At 66.5% G+C, this 21,195-nt stretch carries 25 protein-coding genes; 13 read left to right on the top strand and 12 right to left on the bottom strand.

What is annotated here, in order from left to right:
- The 4 genes from G406_RS56085 to G406_RS0122835 form a co-directional block, all read left to right on the top strand.
- Positions 1 to 126: SDR family oxidoreductase (locus G406_RS56085; protein WP_156935098.1), on the top strand; the 126-nt coding region annotated here is incomplete at its 5' end.
- Between the two features lie 25 nt (positions 127 to 151).
- Entirely contained in the window at positions 152 to 991 is an 840-nt protein-coding gene (locus G406_RS49120) for an SDR family NAD(P)-dependent oxidoreductase (RefSeq protein ID WP_051342540.1), read from the top strand.
- Positions 992 to 1,105: 114 nt separating this feature from the next.
- Positions 1,106 to 1,525 (top strand): BlaI/MecI/CopY family transcriptional regulator, encoded by a 420-nt coding sequence (locus tag G406_RS0122845; protein WP_028935564.1) that lies wholly within the window; start codon positions 1,106 to 1,108, stop codon positions 1,523 to 1,525.
- Positions 1,526 to 2,583: 1,058 nt separating this feature from the next.
- The gene (locus G406_RS0122835) at positions 2,584 to 3,024 is read left to right on the top strand and encodes a hypothetical protein (RefSeq protein ID WP_028935562.1); all 441 of its coding nucleotides are present in this window, start codon (positions 2,584 to 2,586) and stop codon (positions 3,022 to 3,024) included.
- 113 nt (positions 3,025 to 3,137) lie between these two features.
- Here the strand turns inward: G406_RS0122835 and G406_RS0122830 are convergent, their stop codons facing one another.
- From G406_RS0122830 to G406_RS0122820, 3 genes are all read right to left on the bottom strand, one after another.
- A complete protein-coding gene (locus G406_RS0122830) occupies positions 3,138 to 3,815 on the bottom strand; it encodes an HAD-IA family hydrolase (protein ID WP_051342539.1) in 678 nt (225 codons plus the stop codon).
- Between the two features lie 422 nt (positions 3,816 to 4,237).
- Positions 4,238 to 5,464, bottom strand: coding sequence for a winged helix DNA-binding domain-containing protein (locus tag G406_RS0122825; protein WP_051342538.1), 1,227 nt, complete (start codon positions 5,462 to 5,464; stop codon positions 4,238 to 4,240).
- Positions 5,454 to 6,284 carry an IclR family transcriptional regulator gene (locus tag G406_RS0122820; protein ID WP_028935559.1) on the bottom strand — a complete coding sequence of 277 codons (831 nt, stop codon included), beginning with the start codon at positions 6,282 to 6,284 and terminating at the stop codon, positions 5,454 to 5,456. The genes G406_RS0122825 and G406_RS0122820 overlap by 11 nt, the downstream gene beginning before the upstream one ends.
- A gap of 72 nt (positions 6,285 to 6,356) precedes the next feature.
- On the opposite strand from G406_RS0122820, the gene G406_RS0122815 reads away from it, so the two are divergent.
- From G406_RS0122815 to G406_RS49115, 3 genes are all read left to right on the top strand, one after another.
- A complete protein-coding gene (locus G406_RS0122815; RefSeq protein ID WP_028935558.1) occupies positions 6,357 to 6,641 on the top strand; it encodes a hypothetical protein in 285 nt (94 codons plus the stop codon).
- 226 nt (positions 6,642 to 6,867) lie between these two features.
- The gene (locus tag G406_RS0122810) at positions 6,868 to 7,125 is read left to right on the top strand and encodes a hypothetical protein (RefSeq protein ID WP_028935557.1); all 258 of its coding nucleotides are present in this window, start codon (positions 6,868 to 6,870) and stop codon (positions 7,123 to 7,125) included.
- Entirely contained in the window at positions 7,122 to 7,448 is a 327-nt protein-coding gene (locus tag G406_RS49115; RefSeq protein WP_037078071.1) for a type II toxin-antitoxin system PemK/MazF family toxin, read from the top strand. The genes G406_RS0122810 and G406_RS49115 overlap by 4 nt, the downstream gene beginning before the upstream one ends.
- 242 nt (positions 7,449 to 7,690) lie before the next feature.
- Here the strand turns inward: G406_RS49115 and G406_RS49110 are convergent, their stop codons facing one another.
- From G406_RS49110 to G406_RS49095, 7 genes are all read right to left on the bottom strand, one after another.
- Positions 7,691 to 8,374, bottom strand: coding sequence for an IS5/IS1182 family transposase (locus tag G406_RS49110; RefSeq protein WP_051342541.1), 684 nt, complete (start codon positions 8,372 to 8,374; stop codon positions 7,691 to 7,693).
- A 100-nt stretch (positions 8,375 to 8,474) separates the two neighbouring features.
- Positions 8,475 to 9,365, bottom strand: coding sequence for an SDR family oxidoreductase (locus G406_RS49105; protein ID WP_051342537.1), 891 nt, complete (start codon positions 9,363 to 9,365; stop codon positions 8,475 to 8,477).
- A complete protein-coding gene (locus tag G406_RS54445; protein WP_156935096.1) occupies positions 9,365 to 9,805 on the bottom strand; it encodes a hypothetical protein in 441 nt (146 codons plus the stop codon). Before G406_RS54445 ends, G406_RS49105 begins: the two co-directional genes overlap by 1 nt.
- A 63-nt stretch (positions 9,806 to 9,868) precedes the next feature.
- Positions 9,869 to 10,642, bottom strand: a complete 774-nt coding sequence (locus G406_RS0122785) for a crotonase/enoyl-CoA hydratase family protein (protein WP_028935556.1) — start codon at positions 10,640 to 10,642, stop codon at positions 9,869 to 9,871.
- Entirely contained in the window at positions 10,639 to 11,436 is a 798-nt protein-coding gene (locus tag G406_RS0122780) for an SDR family NAD(P)-dependent oxidoreductase (protein ID WP_028935555.1), read from the bottom strand. The genes G406_RS0122785 and G406_RS0122780 overlap by 4 nt, the downstream gene beginning before the upstream one ends.
- Positions 11,433 to 12,965, bottom strand: a complete 1,533-nt coding sequence (locus tag G406_RS0122775; RefSeq protein ID WP_037078068.1) for a class I adenylate-forming enzyme family protein — start codon at positions 12,963 to 12,965, stop codon at positions 11,433 to 11,435. The genes G406_RS0122780 and G406_RS0122775 overlap by 4 nt, the downstream gene beginning before the upstream one ends.
- Complete coding sequence (locus tag G406_RS49095) at positions 12,965 to 13,594, bottom strand: TetR/AcrR family transcriptional regulator (RefSeq protein WP_037078066.1); 630 nt, start codon at positions 13,592 to 13,594, stop codon at positions 12,965 to 12,967. The genes G406_RS0122775 and G406_RS49095 overlap by 1 nt, the downstream gene beginning before the upstream one ends.
- Before the next feature lie 139 nt (positions 13,595 to 13,733).
- On the opposite strand from G406_RS49095, the gene G406_RS58480 reads away from it, so the two are divergent.
- From G406_RS58480 to G406_RS56080, 4 genes are all read left to right on the top strand, one after another.
- Positions 13,734 to 14,096 carry a Zn-ribbon domain-containing OB-fold protein gene (locus G406_RS58480; protein WP_084216319.1) on the top strand — a complete coding sequence of 121 codons (363 nt, stop codon included), beginning with the start codon at positions 13,734 to 13,736 and terminating at the stop codon, positions 14,094 to 14,096.
- Entirely contained in the window at positions 14,093 to 15,238 is a 1,146-nt protein-coding gene (locus G406_RS0122760; protein WP_028935553.1) for a thiolase family protein, read from the top strand. Before G406_RS58480 ends, G406_RS0122760 begins: the two co-directional genes overlap by 4 nt.
- Before the next feature lie 163 nt (positions 15,239 to 15,401).
- Positions 15,402 to 16,607 (top strand): amidohydrolase family protein, encoded by a 1,206-nt coding sequence (locus G406_RS0122755; protein ID WP_028935552.1) that lies wholly within the window; start codon positions 15,402 to 15,404, stop codon positions 16,605 to 16,607.
- Complete coding sequence (locus tag G406_RS56080) at positions 16,592 to 17,095, top strand: DoxX family membrane protein (RefSeq protein ID WP_084216318.1); 504 nt, start codon at positions 16,592 to 16,594, stop codon at positions 17,093 to 17,095. Before G406_RS0122755 ends, G406_RS56080 begins: the two co-directional genes overlap by 16 nt.
- Here the strand turns inward: G406_RS56080 and G406_RS0122750 are convergent.
- Positions 17,006 to 18,217: an MFS transporter gene (locus tag G406_RS0122750; RefSeq protein WP_028935551.1), complete on the bottom strand. Its 1,212-nt coding sequence runs from the start codon at positions 18,215 to 18,217 to the stop codon at positions 17,006 to 17,008. The two genes, G406_RS56080 and G406_RS0122750, sit on opposite strands and share 90 nt — an antisense overlap.
- 182 nt (positions 18,218 to 18,399) lie before the next feature.
- Between G406_RS0122750 and G406_RS56075 the strand changes: the two genes are divergently transcribed.
- Positions 18,400 to 19,350: an arylamine N-acetyltransferase family protein gene (locus G406_RS56075; RefSeq protein ID WP_084216317.1), complete on the top strand. Its 951-nt coding sequence runs from the start codon at positions 18,400 to 18,402 to the stop codon at positions 19,348 to 19,350.
- Positions 19,351 to 19,372: 22 nt separating this feature from the next.
- Positions 19,373 to 19,759 carry a RidA family protein gene (locus tag G406_RS0122745; protein ID WP_028935550.1) on the top strand — a complete coding sequence of 129 codons (387 nt, stop codon included), beginning with the start codon at positions 19,373 to 19,375 and terminating at the stop codon, positions 19,757 to 19,759.
- Positions 19,760 to 19,845: 86 nt separating this feature from the next.
- Here the strand turns inward: G406_RS0122745 and G406_RS49085 are convergent, their stop codons facing one another.
- The gene (locus G406_RS49085; RefSeq protein ID WP_037078063.1) at positions 19,846 to 20,691 is read right to left on the bottom strand and encodes an SAM-dependent methyltransferase; all 846 of its coding nucleotides are present in this window, start codon (positions 20,689 to 20,691) and stop codon (positions 19,846 to 19,848) included.
- Positions 20,692 to 21,195 lie beyond the last annotated feature (504 nt).

Genomic DNA, 21,195 nt, shown 5'->3' with positions numbered 1-21,195 from the left:
ACCGGTCGGATGGGCAGCCCGTGGGACGTCGCCGCCGCCGCCGTGTTCCTCGCCTCGGCCGAGGCGAGCTACATCAACGGGGTCTGCCTGCCCGTTGACGGCGGGCTGTCCGCGAAGTGCTGTTGAGAGCGACCGGTAGGAGGCCCACACGATGAACCAGCAGGCCGTTACGCTGAACGAACGCATCCTCGTCAGCACGCTGCGCGGCACTGAGCCCGAACCCGCCACACCGAGGGACACCGGTGCTCCAGCGGGTGCCGTCGCAGCGGTCACCGGTGCCGCTGGTGGAATCGGCGCAGCCATCGCCGCCCGGCTCACCGCGGACGGGTACGCCGTCGCGCTACTGGACATCAGCGACGCCGTGCATCTCACCCGGGACGATATCGGCGCCCCGCTGTCCGCCCGGCTCGACGTCACCGACCGAGAGGACGTCCAGCACGTGCTCGCCGAAGTGATCAAGGCGACCGGACGGCTGGACGTCCTGGTGAACTGTGCGGGCACAGCACACCGCTCCTCCTTCGCCGACACCAGCGCGCAGGAGTTCCTGCGCGACATCAACACCAACCTGCTCGGCACGTTCTTGACCTGCCAAGCCGCGGTGTTTCCCCACATGCGCGCTGCAGGCCGCGGCCGACTGATCAACATCGCGTCGGTGTCCGGTAAGACCGGCGGGATCGGGTCCGTGCATGCAGACGGCTCCGGCGGCCGTTCCGGCGCCGGATACGCCTCGGCGAAGGCCGGCGTCATCAACCTCACGCGCTGGATCGCCCGAGAGGTGGGTCACCTCGGTATCACCAGCAACGCGGTGGCCCCCGGGCCGATCGCCACCGCGATGACCGACGGCCATCACTACGACACGGCGAACATCCCGATCGGACGGCTGGGCACCCCCGAAGAGGTAGCCGACGCGGTGTCCTGGCTCGCCGGCCGGGGAGCCGGCTACGTCAACGGCATCGTCCTGGATGTGGACGGCGGCCTCACCCGGGCTTGAGCGAATCACGCTGGGCTCAGATCGGTGCCCTCGGGAAGCTGACCCCACGGGCGACGCGGGGCGGGCGATACCGCGCCGTTGGATCAGCGCAGACGATCTGCTACGTTGCGTAGCATGCCAGGCGAGGACGGCTCCCGGCCGCACGGTTTGGCGGCCCACTTCGGAACTCTGGAGCTGCCAATACTCGAGGTGCTGTGGGCAGGCGGAGCGAGGGATGTGGCTGACTGTGTCACGCGGCTGAGTGGAGATCACGCGTACACCACCGTCAAGACGGTGATGGAGCGATTGGTCAAGAAGGGCCTGCTCGATCGATGCAAGGAGTCACGGTCCTACGTCTACTGGCCGAGTCAGACCCGCTCTGAGGTCGAGGCGCGATTGGCGGCCCAGCAGGCGCGGCAACTGGTGGACGGATTCGGCGATCTTGCGGTCACACATTTCGTCGAGACGGTGCAGACAGACTCTGACCGGCTGACGCAGCTGCGGCGACTACTGGCAGGAATCGCTGCGGAGGGCCCGGAAGAGGATCCTCGATGAGTCTAAGCTGGCTCGGGTATCCGCAATTCGTGCTCGCTCTGTGGTGTCCGTTGACGGCCCTCGGGACATGGCGGCTGACCGACGGCGTGTCGGGGCGGCTGGGCGCCCGCGAACGTTTCTCTCTCGGCGTCGTCGCGGCGGGCACTCCTCCGGTCGCGCTCCTGGTCCCATATCTGCCGAACAGTCCGTTGCGCAATCTTCCGTTCTGCGGGTACCGATTGCCTGGGGTATCGGCAACAGGCCCAGCGGAGTCGACATACCGCTGATCGTCGATGTGCTGATGCTTGCGGCGATGTTCTTGCCGTTGCTGTCGCTGGTCGTCTCGTTTTCCGCCGGCCTCTGCCAGGTAGCTCAAACGTACCGCCGGATATCCGCGCTTGCGCCGCGACGAGAGGGGCAAGTCTGGATCGTCCAGTCCGATCGGGTGGCCCCGGAATTCACCGCATGCACAGTCGGGCTGCTGCGTCCACGTATCATTGTCAGTTCGGACGTCCGGTCGTCGCCGGCCATCCTCGCGCACGAGAAGTCCCACGCTCGGGCGCGCCATTCACTGTGGATATTCCTGGCTACCTGCGGTCTGCGATCCTAGTGGTGGATTCCAGGTCGTCGGAGGTTACTCCGGGAGCTACGGGTCACCGCCGAGCTCTGGGCCGACCAGGACGCGCGATATCTGGTGGGGGCACCGGCGGTCGCCAGAGCCCTGGGTGCACGACTGTTCGGGGATTCGTTTGTCGCGGATCGACCCGCTGGAAGCCTGGGTGCGAGCGCCGCCTTCGCTGATTCTCCCGCTGACCTGATGCGGCGAGCGACGGAGTTGTCGAACCCGCCGCGCATGATATCCGGACAGCTGAAGTGGCTGCACTATTCTGCTGTACTTCTCACAGCACTGATGGTCGCAGTATTATTGTGAGCTAATCGGATACGGTAACCCCTGTACATATTATGAAACCTGCTATGCGGCATGGCAGTCACCTTGAAATGGGGCATTAAGCATGAGTCAGCAATTGAATCGACCTGCCGGAACGTCTGGTTCACTATTAAGGACAGCACCGACTACGGTGCGCGCCGCTTTCTGGCTGGTGTGTGCATCGGTTCTGTTGAGCCTGCTGCCGTCTTTCGTCGAGCTGATCCGGGCGACGATGAATGACGTGCCGCCTGATGTACTCGCCTTCTATCGTCGCGGTTCGCCGACCGCCACCGCGGAGGCGATCAAAACCACTGTGGTCTTCAGTGAAATCGTGCATCTCGGGGTGTATCTCGTGACCGCGGCGGTCTTCGTCCTCGTGGCGAGAAAGATGAGAACCGGCCGGAACTGGGCGCGGTGGTCGACCGCCGCGCTGTTGCTGATCGGCGCGGTGTCGTGGAGCACCCGAGAACTCGGGTCGCCACTCGACACCCTTGCCAAGGTGCTGATCGCCGGGTGTGCTCTGGCGGCGATCGTCTGTATGTTCGTGCGCGCGAGTCGGCCGCATTTCACCGTATCCGGCGACAACCATTAGGCCTGTGGGCGTCCTCCCGGGTCTCCCGTCCAACATGGCGGCTTGGACGAACGCGTCTGATTCGCGTGGCGGTGCGGGACGTGTGCACCCGGCCATCAGGTGAGCCACTGCGCTCACCTCTGGTCACGCCGGGCCGCGGTCAGCAGGTCGATCAGCTGGTTGAGGTCGGTGAGCGGCAGGTCGGCGTCGGTGCCTTTGAGGCCCGCGGTGAGCGCTCCGGCCGCCCGTCCCGCCGCCACCCCGGCCGGGCTGTCCTCGACAACGAGACAGTCCCGGGTGGACACGTTCAGCCGCCGCGCGGCGGTGAGATAGCCCTGCGGGTCAGGCTTGCCGATCGTCACGTCGTCGACCGTGATCAACAGCGGTGGGTCGATCCGGGCGCTGCCCAAGCGGGCGGCGGCCAGCTCAGCGCTGGCCGAGGTGACGATGGCCCACGGCAGCGTGCGCTCGGTCAGATATGTGAGCAAGCGGTGCGCACCGGGCGTAGCGACGACGTCGGCCACATCCGCGCACTCGCGGGCAAGCTGGCGACGCGTCTGTGCGACGGCCCGTTCCTCATCCCACTCGGGAAACGTGCGGCGTACCGTCTCGGCGGCCGGAATGCCGAAGGCGATACCCAGGACGGCCGTCGGATCCGCACCGTTTTCGATCGCCCAGATCCGCCACGAGCGTCGCACCGCGGCGTCGGAGTCGACCAGGGTGCCGTCCATATCCAGCAACACCGCACGCACGACACTCAGCCGCTCGACACCGACATCATCGTTCGTCGAACCGTTCTCGAATCCGCTCATGGGTCGTGCACTCCCCTCAGGGGAACGAGGCAACAGCGGCCAGTGCGCCGATCAGCGGCGGACCGAGCCATGAATCCCATCCACCCGAACGTGGACACCGCGGCGATCGCGGCGGCCTCAAACACCGTGCACCTGCACACCAGCCCGCCGAAACGCCTCCGATGTCAGCGGGATGATGGCCGGTCACGCCGGTGCCGGCGGACAGTCCACAGCAACTGAGCACGGCGGTGTCGAAACGTAGTCCAGCGATGTCCGCCTCGCTCATCGGTCCGCTCAGCGACAGCTCGCCACCGCGGGCAGTACCACCGGGCACCATCAGAACGTACCCACCTGATGTTCGTACGCAAGTCATCGATGTTCGCAACGGCCGGCGCTCACATCGTCACCATGGCTTCACCAGCTCGGAGTCGGCCGAGCGCTGATCAACTGGTTGCCGACTCCTCGAACTCGACCTGTACCGCCGACGCACCGCGCAGCTCGGCGACGTGATCGGCTTCCGCGCGCAGCCGGGTGCGCAGGCCCGTGCTCAACGGCCGGAACGCCTTGATCGTCAGCGTCAATGTGCGACCGCTCTTGCGGGGTCGCCAGGTTCCGACGATCGCGCCGTCAGCCAGCACGGCACCGGGCGCGCCGACCGATTTCCACACCTCGCGCTGGTAGGCCTCGTCGACGATGGTCCCTCGATCACGCATCTGTGTGTAGGGGTCACCCGGCGGCAGCAACCGTGCTCCGCGGGGTTCGGGCGGCGACCGCAGAGCGTCCAGGTCTTCGGCGAGGAGCCACGCCCGGCCGCCGTCGAATGCGACGGGGATGAGCTCATCGTCCAGCATGGCCCACCACGGCTCGACGTCACCGACCTGAACACCGACCCAGGCGGCGAAGTCCTTGCGAGTGGACGGGCCGTAACAGTGCAGGTAGCGCCGCAGCAGATCGGTGCGGGCGGTGTCCGGCTCGACCCGAGGCAGCGGCCTGCCCAGCCAGTCCTCGACCAACACGAACGGAGCCTTGTTTCCGCTGCGCGGTGCGAGGCAGACGATGCCGCGCAGCGCCAGCATCCGGAGGCAGAAGTGCACCACAGCCTCACCCAACGGCAGGTTCGCGCCGTAGGGGCCCTTCGCCTGCCAGAGCTTGCGCTGGGCAGGCGACAGTCTGCCGACGACGCGCTCGGCCAGTTCTTCGCCGAGTTCGTCGATCGCGAGCTGCCGTCCCGACAGCACGACCTCGATCTCCTCGGCAATGCTGTCGACCGCCTCGTTCAAGCCCATCCCGAGCCGGTCCAGCGCCCCCTCCACTCCGATGATCAGGTGTAGCCGCGCAGTCTCGGTGGCAGGCAGGACCCCGCTGGTGAATACGGGTGCGTCGACGGTCGGGAAGAAGTATGGCGAGCCGCGCATGCACCAGGTCTGCAGCAAGCTCTTGTCCTCGCCGACGAGGTGGTCGATCCGCTCCGGAGTCACGTCATCGACGCGGGCGTGCAGCGCAAGCAGCACCGATCCCGGTGGACTGTTCTGAACTCCACACGCGCCCGCCACGTCGAGCAGCTCGTCGGCCGAGTACCGGTTCGTGAGATGGTGCGCGTGCAGCCGAAACGCCACGACGTCGCTGATTCGCACCTCGGCAGCGGTGCCTCTGGCGCTGTCACGAGCCATAGCCGTTCCCTTCGTAGGGTCGGGAGAGCGCGTCGGCCGCGCGCCGTAGCCGGTCGATTCCGCCCGCGGCGAGCAAGGCATCCAATCGTGCGGTGGGCAGGTAGACCGACACGGTCGCCATCAACCGAGCGCCATCTCGAATCGCCACGCCGACGCCGCTGAGCCCCTCCTCGACCTCATCGACGACCATCGAGACCCCCTCGGCGCGAACCCGGCCGACGGCCTCCACGATGTCGTCGACGGAGGTCTTCGTCGCGGCCGTGTGGGCGACGATCGGCAGTGCCCGTACGGCCCGCTCGACCTCCGCCGGAGGCAGTTCGGCCAGCAGCATCCGCACCACACCGGTCGCCGGTGAGGTGAGCGCGCGATCCCGCCACACCGTGCGCACCCCCACGATGTGGTGGCCCTCGACCTCGGCGAGCACCCGCGCGGAGGTCCGGCTGACCGGAACCTCGATCATCGACGTCTCCCCTGACGTCTCGGCCAGCTCACGCAACACCGGCAGCGCGCGCTCCAGCAAACCGGCTCGCCCAGGCGCCATCCGGGTCAGATCCGTGATCGTCGGGCCCAGCACCCAGCGACGCCGAGGGCCAGGACGCGCGACGGCCCCGACGTCGTGCAGGGAGGCCAGCAATCGCGACACGGTCGTTCTGGGAAGCCCGCTGGCCTCGGTCAGGTCGGCGGTCGAGACACCCTGCTCAGCCGACGCGACGCGACGCAACAGCTCGAAGGCACGGTGCAGCGATTCGTTGCGCCCGGTCCCCGGAAGCAGGTCCGCATCCTCGGGTGCGCCGGTGCCGCGAGAGACCCCTGGGCTCATGTCGGGAGCCTAACTTCTCCCCATATACGACCGACATACGGTTATTCAACGACTCGCAACCGGTCATAGTGAGTGAGCTCGGACGCGCTGAACCGTTCCTTCGAGCTCGCCGCCCCTGGCATGGTCAATCGGGTGGATATCGCCAAACTGAGGAGCCGAGAACTGGGCAAGCCCGTTGCGGCCGAACAGCCATCGTTCGAACGGTGGGACGGTGACCTCGCGGTGCCGAGAGACCTTGATCCGTTCAGCGACTCGGCCCTGCCCAGCGCTACCGGTGTCATCGTCAAGTCCCTGTTCAATCCGGACTGGCTGATTGAAATCGAAGCGGTGGCCGTGGCGCCCGCCGAGCCTGCCTGAAATCGGTCACCCACGAATATGGTGCGCAGTCCCCGTACGGTCTGACCAGAGAGCCGCAAGGTGATCATTCGCGACTGGCTCGCGGCCAGCCCGAGAGTGCACCTCACACCCACCTCGGCCTCCTGACTGAACATGATCGAAGTATGGTTCGGCATGATCGAACGCCACGCTCTGAAGAGCTACGCTCGACTGGAACATTGATCGGGCCTGGACTACGGTTAGAAGTATGGCGACAGAGAAGGTCACGATCTCGATCGATGGTGACGATCGCAGGCGGCTAGAGGCTCACGCGGCGGCGGCGGGCATGAAGGTGTCTCCGTTGATCGTCAAGTATGCGCTGAACTGGCTCAACTACCGGGACGCCGAGCAGCTCGCCGCCGCGGACACGCGCTCCGGGCTGTATGCCGAGGAATACGCCGAGCGCGAGCTCGAACTCAGCCGTCAGGCGCGGACCGAGGATGGAGCCGGCGGTCGCGCCGCGTGAAACAAGGCGAGATCTGGCTGTTCGAACGCGAGCGCCCCAGCAGGGACAACGACCCACGGACCCCGTACCGGGTCATCGTCAGCGCCGACTACCGGCTTCCCTCGGAGCGCAAATGGGTGCTCACCGCTCCTGTTGTCGCCAACCTCGACATCGACACCCCCGTCGCGGTCCGGCTCAGCGACGGCGACCCGATCGCCGGCTGGGTACGCGCCGATCAGCTCACCAACACCTTCGCCCCCTGGCTCTCCGGCCCGGTGGGGACCCTGGCCGCCGCGTCGCTCGACGCACTCGCGGCCGCCCTCCGAACCGAGATGGACCTGTAGCGACGCGGCCGATCGAAAGACCAGGCGGCCTACTTCCGTGCGCCACGGCGGCGAGCCGGACAACAGCCATCGAGTTTCGCGATCGGCAAGCTTTTGCTAGTGCGGTGGCCACACTAAAGGCTGTCCCGTAATGATCAACAGCGCAGGCTGGTGAGGGGTCGCGGGTGGTGCTTCCAGCCGATTTCGTTTGTTCAGTAGGTCATGGCGAGGTTGCGCATCTGGGCGATGCCGCGTGTGGTGTATCAGACGCCGTGGCGTTTGCGTCGACAGTTGCGCAGGATGTTCCAGGACTTCATGTGCGCCAACGCATGTTCGACGCGGGCGCGGACGCGTTTGTGGACGGTGTTGAGTTGGGCCTTCCACGCGGGCAGTTCACCGCCGCCAGCGGGTTTGCGATAGGGCATGATCACACCGGGATTGCCCTGGTAGCCGCCGTCGGCCATCACCGTCGCGCCCCGGTATTGGCGGTCGACTCCCGAGTCACGGAAGGCCCGGCAGTCGTTGTGGTTCCCTGGGGTGGGGCCTCCGACCGCGACCGTGAGCCGGGTGTTCGCGTCGATCACGACCTGCATATTCACCGAGTATCGGTAGTTCTTCGACGAAGCGGACATCCCGCGATCGTGGGTGGGCACCAGCGTGCCGTCCACGATCAACACCGTGTCCGGGCCATGCGCTTTCCTGACCGGCGAGAGCACCAACAGCGGCGCCAGATGCTCAACAATCCGGCCGGCGGCCGACTTGGAAATCCCGAACAACAGCGCTATCTGCCGGTAGGTCAGGTTGGTGCGGTAGTACACCGCGACCAGCAACACTCGCTCGGTCAGCGACAGACCCCACCGCCGGCCCGTGCCGGTCTGCTCACCGCCTCGAGCGGCCACGATCTGCACCAGCTTCCCGAACTGACGCACGGTCAAACCCGTGAACATCGGCACCCACTCCGGCCGCTCCGCGCTGATCACCTGCACCACATCATGATCACCAGCCGGCGGCCGACCACCGAACCAACACGCCGTTACGGGACAACCTTTAGGGGCCGGTCCCCCGCGAGCCGCCGAACTGGTCGTCGGTCTGGGTGTCGGCCAGTTCGCTGAGGTATTCGGCCAGCGCTCGTGGTTCACGGCCCAGGATGGCTCGTAGTACCAGCGCGTTTCCGCCCGCCAAGCCGTGCTGATCGTAGTGGATCATCATTTGGGCGCTCTGCGAGCGTGCGGGGCCTTCGGGCAGCCGCGCGAGGAACGTGTCCAGTGGGATCTTCATGGCGGTGATCCGGCGACCCACCATGGCGCTGATCGTGGACGCGATGGTACGACCGGTCACCATCCCCTCGGCACACAGTTCGAAGGTGCCGCGGCTGAGTCGGTCGGTCGTCATCGCGATCGCGGCTGCCTCGGCCACATCGCGGTAGTCCACGAAACAGAATTCCGCACTCATCGAGAACGGAGCGGCGAACCGATCGTGCTCGACGACGCCGGGCCAGAAATCACCCAGTGTCTGCATGAACATCGCCGGCTGCAGAACTGTATAGTCCATGCCTGAATTACTCAACGCATTCTCGACAGGCAGCTTTTCGGTATGGTTGCGCATAGCCGATGCGGACGGATGGATGACCGACGAGAACACGAACTTCGACACTCCCGCCGCCGTTGCGGCGTTGACCATTGCAACACCCAGGTCAGCCTCACCGACGGCGAACGCGGGGTTGATGTGGAACACGCCATCAACGCCGTTGACCGCCCTGTCGAGACTGGCCGGATCGCGGAGATCACCGATCGCGACCTCGGTCGCTCCGTGGTCCAGCGCGATCCGCGCGCGGGCGCTATCCCGCACCAGAGCACGGACCGCCACCCCACGCCTGGTCAACTCCGGTAGCACCATCCCGGCGCGGCGGCCGGTCGCTCCGACCATCAATACCCGCATCAGCTGGCCATACCTCCCGGCAACCGCCCGGCCGCGATCCGGCGAATGTCGGAGAACCCGACCGCGCGGCCGCCGGCGCCCCAGTTCCCCTCCGTGATCTCGATGACGTGACTCCAGATTCGGGTGATCTCGTTCGCTTGGGAAAGCGCTGCACTCGCGTTCCGGAGAACCCGGGAAGCCGCTTGAGCGATCCTCTCCCGTCGGTGCTCATCGACTGCACCAGCCGGCACGCGGACCTCGACGAGTACCGCAGGCTCGGTGATGATTCGTCCACCGGAGGCCCACGATCCGGTCGCGATCTCCTCGAACACCAGAGTGCTGATCGCACGATATTCAGGGGTATCCAAGCCGCCTGTCTCGATCCTCATGATCTCCACGGTCAGCACCTCAGCGATTTCCTCCCGTTCATCGTCGTTGAGCAGACCCGCGGGCGTGGTCACTCTGATAAATGGCATTCTCTGGTCCATTCTCGGCGCGATTCCAGTGGCGATTGATCATTTCCGTCAGGTGCCGGTCCACAGTGGTCGGCGCTTTTCGGCGAACGCTCTCAGCCCTTCGCGGCGGTCGTTCGTGTCGTGGGCTCGTGCGGCGATCGGTATCTGCTTGTCCCAGGCCTCGGCCTCCGACCAGCCCATCGACCGGAAGATGATCTCCTTGGTGGCCGCGAGCGCGGTCGGACCGTTGCTCAGGAGTCGGGTCGCCAACTCCGTCGCGCCTGCCATGGCTTGGCCCGGCTCGGTGATGTGGGTGATCAGCCCGAACGAGCTGAGCTGCCGCGAGGTGTAGTGAGCACCGGTCAGGGCCATCTCCATGGCCAGGTGATAAGGCAGTCGTTTCGGGAGCCGGAACAGTCCACCGCCGCTCGCGACGAGATTGTGCCGCACCTCCGGGAGCCCGAACACGGCGTCCGAGCCGGCCACGATGAGGTCACACGCAAGGCAGAGCTCAAGACCGCCACCCACCGCGAACCCTTCAACGGCGGCGATCAACGGCTTGATCGGCGGGCGGCGGAAGATGCCGAATCCACCTCGGCCCGGCGTTTCCGGGCGATCGCCTCGGGCGAGAGCACTGAGGTCGGCACCGGAGCTGAACGTAGCGGCGGCGCCGGTAAGAATGCCGACGAAGAGCGTCGGATCGTCATCCAGAATGTCCAGTGCCCGGTCCAGAGCGTGGCTGGTCGCCGAATCGAAGGCGTTGCGGACCTCAGGCCGATCGATGGTGATCGTCAGCAGGTGATCGTCGCGTCGCACCGCGATCGATGGGGTCGTCTCGGTCATAGCGCGAAGGAGAAGCCGCCGTTGACCGGATAGGTCTGGCCGGTGATCCAGTCACTGGCATCCGAGGCGAGGAATAAGACCATGTTGGCGGCATCGTCCGGTCGGCCCGGCCTGCGGATGACGTACTTGTCCATCATCCGCTTCAGCAGTCGCGGGTCGGCGTTGTCGAACATGCCCTCGGTGTAGGGGGTGACGGTTGCCGCCATGGCCACGCAGTTCGCCGTGATGCGGTGCCTGCCCAGCGTCCGCGCCACAGCCCTGGTCAGCCCGGCGGCGCCGGCCTTCGCCGCCGAGTACACCTCGAGCCCGGCCTCGCCGACTCTGCCCGCATCGGAGACGACGGTGATGATCCGTCCGCCGCGTTGTGCCGCGATCATGCCCGGCACGCACGCGGCAACACAGTTGATCACGCCATACAGATTGACCCGCAGGTGGGCGTCCCAGGACCGTGGCTGAGCCTCCCAGAAGGGCAGGTCGAGGTCGTCGGGCGGGTTCGCGCCGGCGTTGCCGGCGTTGTTGACCAGTACGTCGATAGTGCCGTGGCTTTCGATGGCTCGCGCGACGATTTCGCGCACCGCGGCCAGGTCGGTGACATCGGCCCGCAGCGCCTCGGCGTTCACCCCCAGCCCTCGCACCTCCTCCGCGACCGTCTCCGCGCGCTCGAGATCCTGATCGTTGATCAGCACGGCGCGGCAGCCGTGGGCGCCGAACCGCAACGCGGTGTGCCTGCCGATGCCCTGGCCGCCACCGGTGATGAGCGCCACCTTGTCCCGCAGGGTGAGTAGCGAACTCATATGACCCTCTCCTCGTCGGCCCAATAGGGTGCACGCAACCGGTGTTTGACCACCTTGCCCAGCGCGTTGCGGGGTAGCTCGGTACGCAGCTGGATGACCTTGGGCACCTTGAACCCGGCGAGACGGCTACGGCAGTGCGCGAGCAGTTCGCGTTCATCGACGCGGTGGCTCGACCGGATCTGGCACACCGCGACCACCTGTTCGCCGTAGTCGTCGTGCGGCGTTCCGATCACCGCCACGTCCTCAATCCCGGGGTGGGTTCGCAGAACCGACTCGATCTCGGCCGGGTAGACGTTCACCCCACCGGTGATGATCATGTCCTTGCTTCGGCCGGTAAGGAACAGAAAACCGTCGTGATCGAGGTGCCCCCGGTCGCCGGTCCGGAAGAACCCGTCGGCGTCGAAATCCTCGATGGCCGACCGATCTAGGTAGCCCGTGGCCGTGACCGGTGTCCGTACCCAGATCTCGCCCAGCTCACCCGCGCCCAGTGCGTGTCCCTCGGGGCTTCGCACCGAGAGTTCCACGCCGGCGTACAGGCGGCCGCAGGATTGGGGCTTCGCGCGGATCTCGCTGGGCCGTAAGACGCTGACCAGGCTCGTCTCGGTCGACCCATAGCCCTCGTAGACGCACGGGCCGAACGTCTCGAGCGCCCACAGTTTGAGCCAGTGCGGCACCGGCGAACCGCCGATGCCGAGAAGCCGCAGCGAGCGGAGGTCGTAGCGGGCGAGCACATCGGCAGGCAGCGCGGCCAGCCGCAACAGCATCGTCGGTACCGCGGTGAAGCGGGTGATCCGGTGGCACTCGATCAGCCGCAGGGCCTCCTCCGGCTCGAACCGGCGCATGATCACCAGTGTGCTGCCGACCCGGGCCGAGCGGCGGATCGAGCCCGCACCGAGCCCGTGGCTCAGCGGTAGTGCCATGAGGACGACGTCGTCGGGGCCTTCGTCGTCGGCCTGAGCCAGATCGTCCAGGTAACGGCGCAGGTCAGTCCCGGCCGTCGCGCGTGGCCGGCCAAAATAGACGCCCTTGGGCCGTCCGGTGGTACCTGAGGTGTAGACGATCAGCGGCGCGTCCTCGGCTGAGATCCACCGCGACGCCGGCTCCTCCAGCAGCGCCTCGTAGGAGCTGAACCCGGGCGGCGCCGCGCCGAAGCAGATCGCCGCCTTCACTACGCGTCCCGACCACGCGGTAGCCAGCCGAGAAGGATCCTCGTCATCGCAGACCACCACGCTCGCGGCGCTGTCACTCAGCACATGTGCCGCCTCGGTGGGCGTCAGCTGCCAGTTCAGCGCCACCGCGGGGCATCCCAGCTTGGCGAGCGCCGCATCGATGACCGCCCATTCACCACGGGTTCGGGTCCGTACCGCGACCACGTCTCGATCGGTGACCCCTCGCTGGGACAGCGCGGTGGCCACCGCGTCGGCTGCCGCGTTCCAGTCGTGCCAGGTCAGCGTCACCGGACCGTCGATGATCGCCGATCGATCCGGCGTCGCCGTCGCCCAGTACTCCAGCCGCCCGGCCAGGCTCATCACGGAGCCAGTCCTCGTTCGAGCACCGCGAGCAGGGCACACCGCAGTGCGGTCAGATCGACTTGGTCGGGTTCAGTCAGCCACTGCGCCACGCTGCTTCGCGCAGCCGCCAACACGAGCCTCGCCTGGGCCGTGGCGTCGACGTCTCGGCGGATCTCACCAGCAGACTGACCCTCTTCGATCGCCCTTGCGATCCGAGCCACCGTGCGGTCATTGAGCTCCCGCAGCGGCCGACCCAATTCAGGATTGATCGTCGCCTCCGTCGACACGATCAACAGCGCCCGTGCGCTCACCGGATCGTCCTGGGCATTGCCCAGGTAGTCAGCGACGAACCGCAGCACGGCAGGCAGACCACTCGAACCATGGAGATGGGCTTCCACCCGGTCGGCGAAGCCTTCCACGGTGCGCTGCGCGGTCGTCACGATCAGCGCGATCCGAGAGCCGAAGTAGTGCGCGGGAAGACCACGGCTGTATCCAGCTCGCTCGCCGACCTCGGACAGCACCAGACCCTGCACACCCTTCTCCGCGATCAGCTCGATGGCCGCCTGAACGAGCCGGGCCTCGGCTTCTGCCCGGCGTCCGCGTTGAGTACGCCGTGGCGGGAACCGCTCCAGCGACTGAGTGGTCATCAATCCCCTCCAACGTCGGCCGCGCCGTGACTCGATCCAGGCCGCCGTATGCGGTGGCAGCAGGGGAACGAGCTCCTTGCATCGTTGACGAGCCAATCATACACTTGCTTGTCAGTCAACAAGTAAGTACGGAGGATCGATGCCGAACCTCGACTCGAGCGTGCCGGTGCTGATCGGTGGACGCTGCACGTGTGGTCACGTGTTCTTCCCGATGCAGCACTACGGGTGCGAACAATGCGGCTCCCGCGAGGATCTGACCGACTTCGAGATGCCCGCGCGCGGCCGGCTGGCCACCATGACCACGGTCCACGTGCCCGTGGCGGGCGGGCCCAAGCCGCCTTTTGCGGTGGCGTTGGTGCACCTGGATGACGGCCCGACCATCCGAGCATTCGTGAGCGGCACCACCGGCTCCCGCGGACAACGAATGCACGGTGTCTTCCGTCGAAATATCCAGGACGCTCTCGAACTCGTTTTCATCGCGACAGAAGGCACCCAAAGATGAGCGCGGATTTCACGGAATTCCGCCCCGTGTATGTAGTCGGCGTCGGAATCGACCGATACCGGAAAAGAACCGCGAGGCCGTATGTCGAACTCGGCCTGGCGGCCACTCGCGAGGCACTCGCCGATGCCGGCCTGCGGTGGTCGGCGGTTGAATCGGCCTACATCGGCACGGCGCTGCTAGGCATGGCCAGTGGTCGGCCGATGCTCAAGCATCTGGGTGCCACCGGCCTGCCGATCACCCACGTGGAGAACGCCTCCGCTACCGGCGCCGCCGCTTTCCGGCTGGCCTGCCTGGAAGTCGCCACCGGCGTCTGCGAAATCAGTGCGGCCATCGGAGTGGACAAACCGGTATCGGTCGAACCCACCGGCACCGGAGTCCCGCTCCTCGCTGACGAGGTCGTCACTCCCGCCACACATTTCTCGCTGCTGACCGAGCTCTACCTGGACCGGTGGGGGGTACGAGTCGAGGATCTCGCCCTCGTCGCGGTCAAGAACAGCCGCAACGGCGCGCGGAACCCGCACGCCCACCGCCAAACCGCTCGTTCACTCGCCGATGTACTGCATGCCCGTCCGATCGCGGGCCACGTGACCGCACTGCAATGCTGCCCCGTCTCGGAGGGCGCGGCGGCGGTGATCGTCGCGTCCGAGGAAGCGATACGCCTGCTCGGCCTCGATACCGGCCGTGCGATCCGAGTCGCGGCGTCAGCGGCTTCCAGCGAGCGAGTACACACCACGGCGGACGCGGAGTACCAGCTGACCGCGGAGACGACGCGCCGAGCAATGAAACAAGCCGCCGTGGAGCCCGGCCAACTCGATGTCATCGAATTGCACGACGCATTCGCGATCGAGGAACCGCTCTACCTGGAAGCCATGGGAGTGTGCGATCCGGGTCGAACGGTCGACCGCCTCAAGAGCGGTGAGTTCGACATCGGGGGTTCCTGTGCGGTCAGCCCGTCCGGCGGACTCCTTGCCATGGGGCATCCAATCGGCCCGACCGGACTCGGCCAGATCGCCGAACTGACCCGGCAACTGCGCGGCGAAGCCGACACCCGTCAGCAGCCCGGCGCCCGCATCGGACTCGCTCATCTGATCGGTCTCGGCGCTGTCTGCTACGCCCACATCCTCATGGCGGAGTGGAACTGAAGTCTTCGGACCCACCCGGGTGATCCCCTCGGCGGCCGCTGGAGTGCCCGAGGCTTCACCATAAGACAACCGTTCTACGGCTATGACATAGCCGCTCACCGGTCTCCTCTAGTAGCTTCAGGACCACCGCACACATCGCGAAGGGATCTCGATCGTGAGCAACATGGTCCTGCGCAATGCTCGGCTCGCCGACGGCACGACCGACTTCGGACCCGAGCTCCAGAACCTGGTCGTCACCGACGGCCTGATCACCTCGATCGGCCCCGCCGACGGTGCGACCTCGCCGGATGACATCGACGTCGCGGGCGCGACGGTCGTTCCCGGATTGATCGACGCACACATGCACGTGTTGAGCAGTGAGATCACCCGCAACCCCGGCTTCGGGCCACCGCCGCAGCTCAAGGGCGACGAACCGCGGGCCCGCGAGCTGGGCTACTTCGTGCTCGCCGCCATGGCGCGGGCGGTACTCGCGGCAGGCATCACGACCGTTCGGGACGTCGGCTGCGACGACTACGAAGCGATCGCGCTGCGGCAGGCGGTGAACCTCGGCGTCGTACCGGGTCCGCAGATCCTGTCCTGCGGGCGGATCATCTCCGCGACCTCCCCGGGCGGGATGCTGTTCACCGCGATGTACCGCCAGGCTGACGGCTCCGACGAGATGCGCAAGGCCGTGCGCGAACAGCTACGCGCGGGCGCCGACTTCATCAAGTTCATGGCCACCGGCGCACGCTCGGTCCAGCTGGAGGACCCTGAGCCCGCGCAGATGACCCGCGCCGAGATGCGCGCGATCATTGAGGAGGCGCACCGGATGGGATTCCGGGTGGCGGCGCATGCCGAGGGTCTCGACGGCGCACGAATTGCGATCGAAGAAGGGGTGGACACGATCGAACACGGCCTCAGCCTCCACCGCAAGCCGGCGCTGCTCGACACCATGGCGCAACGGGGTACCGTCCTGGTCCCCACGCTCACGACGTTCCACGATCTCGCCGAACGCTTCACCGACAAGTTCACCCCAGCCCTGGTCGACCAGGCAAAACGCCAGCTCGACGAGGCATACGCAACAGTGCGCGCGGCACGCGATGCCGGAGTGACGATCGCGCTCGGCCACGACAGCGGGCCTCCCGGCGACGCCGCGATCGAGCTGGTCCGCATGGTCGAGGGCGGTCTCAGCACCGCCGAAGCACTCGCCGCCGGCACCCGAGGCTCGGCCGCCGCTCTGGGCCTGGCCGACCGGGGAACACTCGCGGTCGGCCAACGAGCCGACCTGCTCATCGTCGACGGCGACCCTCTGGCCGACATCCGGGTCCTCAACACCCCCACCGCAATCCGTCAGGTGATCAAGAACGGCGGCATGTGGTGCGCCGACTAAAAGAGTGCGAATGGCTGCCCAACCTGCTCCTACGACTCAGCGTCGGCTTCATGTTCTTCAGTGGTGCAGTGGGAAAACTGGCTGATCCGACACTTCTGACGAGCACGCTACGCAGCGCGGGAATCCCGTTTGCCGGGACGGTCTCACCCGTCTTGACTGTCGTCGAGTTGGCCGGTGGTGCGCTGTTGATGCTCGGGTTGGGGACTCGTGTGGTGTCCGGTGTGCTGGGCTCGGTCATGGTGGGCGCGCTGGTGACCGCGATCGCACCGCCGTTGCTCGCCAAGAGCCCGAACCCGTGGGAATTTCTGAGCTCGCTGTTCTACCAGGCCGAATGGTTGATGATCGGGCTCTTTGCCTGGCTGGGGTGCGCGGGCGCCGGCCGAATCAGCATCGATGCGCTATTCGCCGCCAGGCGTTCGGCCGCGCAGCATCCCGGCCCAGACGAGGCCGATCAGCAAGGACGACACGCCCGCCCCGATGCCGAGTAGTCGCGGATCGCTGATCGTGAGCAGTGCGCCGAACAGCGCGAGCGACACCCGCGCCATCGCGGCATAGGTCGTCATGTGCAGGCTGGTCACGCGTCCGCGCAACTCGGCGGGCACCGTGGCGAGCAGGAGCGTCGTGTCCAACGCGATGACGACACCGCTCGCCAACCTCATGACGACCAGCGCGCCACCACTGACCCCGATCGAGGAGGTGGCGAACACCAGAATCCACGCCCCACCCTGGACCAGGTACGCAAGGGTGTACACGAGCAGATGACGTCCTGGTGGCACCCGGGCGGCACCGATTCCGCCGACGATGACAGCCACCCCGTCAAGGACATAGAACAGACCCAGCAACGGGCCACCGCCGCCGAGGTCCGTCGTGACGTGGCCGGCGAGCAACACCGAGTACGCACCGCCGATACAGCCCCAGGCGATCCCGACCCAGATGATCGAGCGGGGCAGTGGCAGCGAACGGACACACCGCAGGCCGGCGACGAAGTCCGACCGAATTCCGGTATTCCCCGAAGCTCCTGCATCGCCGCGCCCAGCGACGACGGCAACGGGCTCGCCGGCACGACGTAAGAGGGGTACGACCGCGAGCAGCTGCAGGACCGCCGCGCACCACAACGCCGCGAGCGGGCTCCACGCGGACAGAACGCCGCCCACACCGGCCCCCAGGATCGTGGTCACACCGCCGACTGAGCCGATCGCCCCATTCGCCAGCACACGTCGTTCGGGAGCGACGACCACGTACAGCCAGCGCTGCCGTGCGGGCGGCCAGACCGTGTTGGCCAACCCTTGGATCGCGTAGAGCATGCCCAGAAGCGGCCACCGCCAGACATCCAGCACCACCGCCATCCCGATCAGAGCCGCGGCCTGGATCACCATCGACAGGACCGCCAGCCGCCGGGCGTCAACCCGATCAGCCAGAACCCCGGCGAAGGGCATCACCACCACCGAGGGAGTCGTACCGAGCAGCTCGACGACGGCGAGGGTGGCGATCCCGGAATGGCCCAGAACCTGGACGAACAGCCCGATCTGCATCACCCACGTCGCGGCCGACGACAGCGCGCTGCTCGCCCACAGCCGCGGCAGGACCCCTCCGGGCAGAGGCCGGAACATTCGACGACCGTAGAACCTCGACTAGACTTCAGGTCAAGCCCACCACTGGCGGTTCTAACCGCGGGACCAGCTCCGCTGTGGCAATCTCCCCTCGAGGGCGTCGGCCAGGGCCGCGATGCCGGGGCCGGATACTGTTCGGCGAGAGGGCTCGCCCGAGTGTCCGAAACGCTACGGTCAGGGCTGTGGACAGCACGGATGTGACCGGTTTCCTGAACAGAATCGGTGTGGCCGAGGTCGAGCCCCCCAGCCTCGCCGCGTTGAGTCGGCTGCATAGCGGATTCGCTGAGCGGGTGCCCTATGGAACGCTGGACATCCAGCTCGGTCGTCCCACCAGTCTCGATCCGATCGAATCCGCCCATCGGATCGTCCGGCACCGTCGAGGGGGATATTGCTTTCACCTCAACGGAGTGTTCGCTGCGCTGCTCAGAGCACTCGGCTACCAGGTGACCATGCACCATGCGGGCGTCCAGACAGCGAGCACAGACCCCGAGATCAACAAGAATCATCTGGCCTTGAGCGTCTGCGGTCTACCCGATGCCCCGCAGAGCACCTGGCTGGTAGATCTGGGACTGGGTGACGGTATATATGAGCCGATACCCCTGCAAGGCGGAACATATCATCAAGAACCATTCACCTACCGCATACGCCCATCTGATGTCGCCACGAACGGTTGGCGGCTGGAACACGACCCGGCTGGAAGCTTCATCGGAATGGACTTCGATGTGACACCGGCGAGGTTGGCCGACTTCGCGGGCATGCACGACCACCTCTCCACGTCACCCGAATCGTCGTTCGTGAAGACTTGCGTCATCATTCGACGGGGCGGCGCCCGCATAGACACACTACGCGCCAAGACGCTCTCACAGCGCACTAGACACACGAGCTCAATGACGATCCTGAATAGCCAGTCCGACTGGTTCGCCGCGCTGAACGATATTTTCGGAATCCCGATGACTGATCTGTCACGCGTGGAGCGAGAGCAGCTATGGAGACGTGTGAGCATGCAACACGAAACGCATCATGTCGAGAAATCATTCACCTCGGAGGAGAACGTACGAAGCCGAAGGACGACTCCGCACAGAACCACTCCGTACTGTTCTGACGCATCCGCAAATTCAAGTGACCCATGCTGACGAACACAGTACAATCGATTCTATGACGGTTACCCCACACAATTCGGACGGTGTCTATCCACCATATACCAATTACAGTCACTCTGTCGAGGTCCGAGGCGACTCACGGCTGCTGTTCGTCAGCGGTCTGAACGGCTACCGGTCGGACGGGGTGACGGTCCCGGAGTCGTTCGAGGAACAGGCCGATCAGATCTGGCGTCACCTCGGGACGATATTGACGTCCGTCGATCTGACCTACACCGACTTGGTGTCGGTGCGCACGTTCCTCGCCGAGCCCGAGTACCGGCAGGCGAACGCTCGGGTTCGTGCCCGATACCTGGGCGAGCACCGCCCGTCGCTCACCGCCGTGTGCTGCCGACTGCTCGACCCGGCCTGGAAGCTGGAGATCGAAGCAATCGCCGCCACGTGACCGCCACTCGCCGGAAGCACGAACCTGCGCAGGAGCGACATCGAGTGTCAGCGGCGCGGGCGGTTGTCGGCGGCGGTGCTGGGTTCTCAGCCGGCCTGGCGGGTGGCGGTGGCGAGCCAGAAGCTCGGCGCGCCGGGACGGGCCGGGTCGAGCAGAGGTGGCAGGTCGCGATGCAGCCGGGCGGCGAGGTCCACGGGATCGGCGAGTTCCGCCCGCCAGCCGAACCGGCCCAGCCAGACGAGCGGGTCGGCGACCACCGATCCGAACAACACACCCCGGGCCCGGCCCGCGGCGTTGTCTTCGGTCGTGCGCGCCGCCGGATAGGCGTGATCGAGCACGATGCCGCTGCCCGGCGCGGACAGCGCGGCGATCGTGGTCATCAACCTGCTGGTCCCGGCGTCATCGAGATAGGGCAACAGACCCTCGGCCAACCACAGAGTGGCTGTCTCCCGGTCGAACCCGGCCGCGGCCAGCGGAGTGCTCCAGTCCTCCCGTAGGTCCGCCGCGATCGCGATCCGTCGACACGAGGGTCGGTGGTCGACGCCGGCCAGCACACCTGTCTTGAACGCGGTGACGTCGGCGGTGTCGATCTCGAACACAACGGTCGTGGTCGGCCAGGTCAGCCGATAGGCCCGGGCGTCGAGCCCCGCGCCCACGATGACGACCTGCGGGCATCCGGCGGCGATCGCCTGATCGTCGAAGTAGCGGGTGCGCAGCGCCAGGTATCCGCGAATCGACGGCACCACATCGGCCAGTGTCTGACCCCGCAGGATCCAGCCGAGCAGGTGATCATCGTCGATGTCCGCGACGGCGGCGGCGACGAACAGCTCGGCGAGTTCGTCGTGGAACAGCCGATCCGGGCGCGCGCTCTCCACTCTCCGGTCCTGTGCTGTCGTGATGGCCGTATATCCCAATACCTCTGGTGTGGTCACCGCACCACCATCGCGCGTCGCACCGGCCCCGGTCTTGGAGGAATGGGAGCACCACAGGTGGACGTTCGGGTCGGTGATGGTGCCGGCGACGCCTGCCCGGCGAGGCTGACCTCAAGTCCAGGATTAGAATACGGTTCGGTTTCTCTTTGAGAACCATCCGTGCCTATGTACTCTGACGGTCATGACCGCGGCCGTCCTGCCCGCGCCGACTCAGCCCGCGCCGACTCAGCCCGCGCCGACTCAGCCCGCGCCGACTCAGCCCGCGCCGACTCAGCCCGCGCCGACTCAGGGTTGGCTGCTGCCGCTGGGCGTCTTGGTCGTGGGCAGCTTCATGTCGGTGCTGGACGCCAGCATCGTCAACGTGGCACTCCGGCTACACGCTGGCCCTGGGTGTCGCGGTGCCGCTGACCGGGTGGCTCGGCGATCGGATCGGCAAGACCTCGCTGTACATCCTGTCGATGGTCGGCTTCGCGGCGGCGTCCGCGCTGTGCGGGATGGCCTGGG

The sequence above is a fragment of the Actinospineispora spinosispora DSM 44797 genome (assembly GCF_000429025.1).
GTDB lineage: Bacteria > Actinomycetota > Actinomycetes > Mycobacteriales > Pseudonocardiaceae > Pseudonocardia > Pseudonocardia spinosispora.
This window is presented reverse-complemented; position numbering and strand designations above follow the sequence as displayed.

What these genes read in the sequence shown, in the direction of transcription:
- G406_RS49120 (WP_051342540.1), top strand. Translation starts at nt 152, where the DNA reads ATGAACCAGCAGGCCGTTACGCTGAACGAACGCATCCTCGTCAGCACG.
- G406_RS0122845 (WP_028935564.1), top strand. Translation starts at nt 1,106, where the DNA reads ATGCCAGGCGAGGACGGCTCCCGGCCGCACGGTTTGGCGGCCCACTTC.
- G406_RS0122830 (WP_051342539.1), bottom strand. Translation starts at nt 3,815, where the DNA reads ATGAGCGGATTCGAGAACGGTTCGACGAACGATGATGTCGGTGTCGAG.
- G406_RS0122825 (WP_051342538.1), bottom strand. Translation starts at nt 5,464, where the DNA reads ATGGCTCGTGACAGCGCCAGAGGCACCGCTGCCGAGGTGCGAATCAGC.
- G406_RS0122820 (WP_028935559.1), bottom strand. Translation starts at nt 6,284, where the DNA reads ATGAGCCCAGGGGTCTCTCGCGGCACCGGCGCACCCGAGGATGCGGAC.
- G406_RS0122810 (WP_028935557.1), top strand. Translation starts at nt 6,868, where the DNA reads ATGGCGACAGAGAAGGTCACGATCTCGATCGATGGTGACGATCGCAGG.
- G406_RS49110 (WP_051342541.1), bottom strand. Translation starts at nt 8,374, where the DNA reads ATGTTCACGGGTTTGACCGTGCGTCAGTTCGGGAAGCTGGTGCAGATC.
- G406_RS49105 (WP_051342537.1), bottom strand. Translation starts at nt 9,365, where the DNA reads ATGCGGGTATTGATGGTCGGAGCGACCGGCCGCCGCGCCGGGATGGTG.
- G406_RS0122785 (WP_028935556.1), bottom strand. Translation starts at nt 10,642, where the DNA reads ATGACCGAGACGACCCCATCGATCGCGGTGCGACGCGACGATCACCTG.
- G406_RS0122780 (WP_028935555.1), bottom strand. Translation starts at nt 11,436, where the DNA reads ATGAGTTCGCTACTCACCCTGCGGGACAAGGTGGCGCTCATCACCGGT.
- G406_RS0122775 (WP_037078068.1), bottom strand. Translation starts at nt 12,965, where the DNA reads ATGAGCCTGGCCGGGCGGCTGGAGTACTGGGCGACGGCGACGCCGGAT.
- G406_RS49095 (WP_037078066.1), bottom strand. Translation starts at nt 13,594, where the DNA reads ATGACCACTCAGTCGCTGGAGCGGTTCCCGCCACGGCGTACTCAACGC.
- G406_RS58480 (WP_084216319.1), top strand. Translation starts at nt 13,734, where the DNA reads ATGCCGAACCTCGACTCGAGCGTGCCGGTGCTGATCGGTGGACGCTGC.
- G406_RS0122760 (WP_028935553.1), top strand. Translation starts at nt 14,093, where the DNA reads ATGAGCGCGGATTTCACGGAATTCCGCCCCGTGTATGTAGTCGGCGTC.
- G406_RS0122755 (WP_028935552.1), top strand. Translation starts at nt 15,402, where the DNA reads ATGGTCCTGCGCAATGCTCGGCTCGCCGACGGCACGACCGACTTCGGA.
- G406_RS0122750 (WP_028935551.1), bottom strand. Translation starts at nt 18,217, where the DNA reads ATGTTCCGGCCTCTGCCCGGAGGGGTCCTGCCGCGGCTGTGGGCGAGC.
- G406_RS0122745 (WP_028935550.1), top strand. Translation starts at nt 19,373, where the DNA reads ATGACGGTTACCCCACACAATTCGGACGGTGTCTATCCACCATATACC.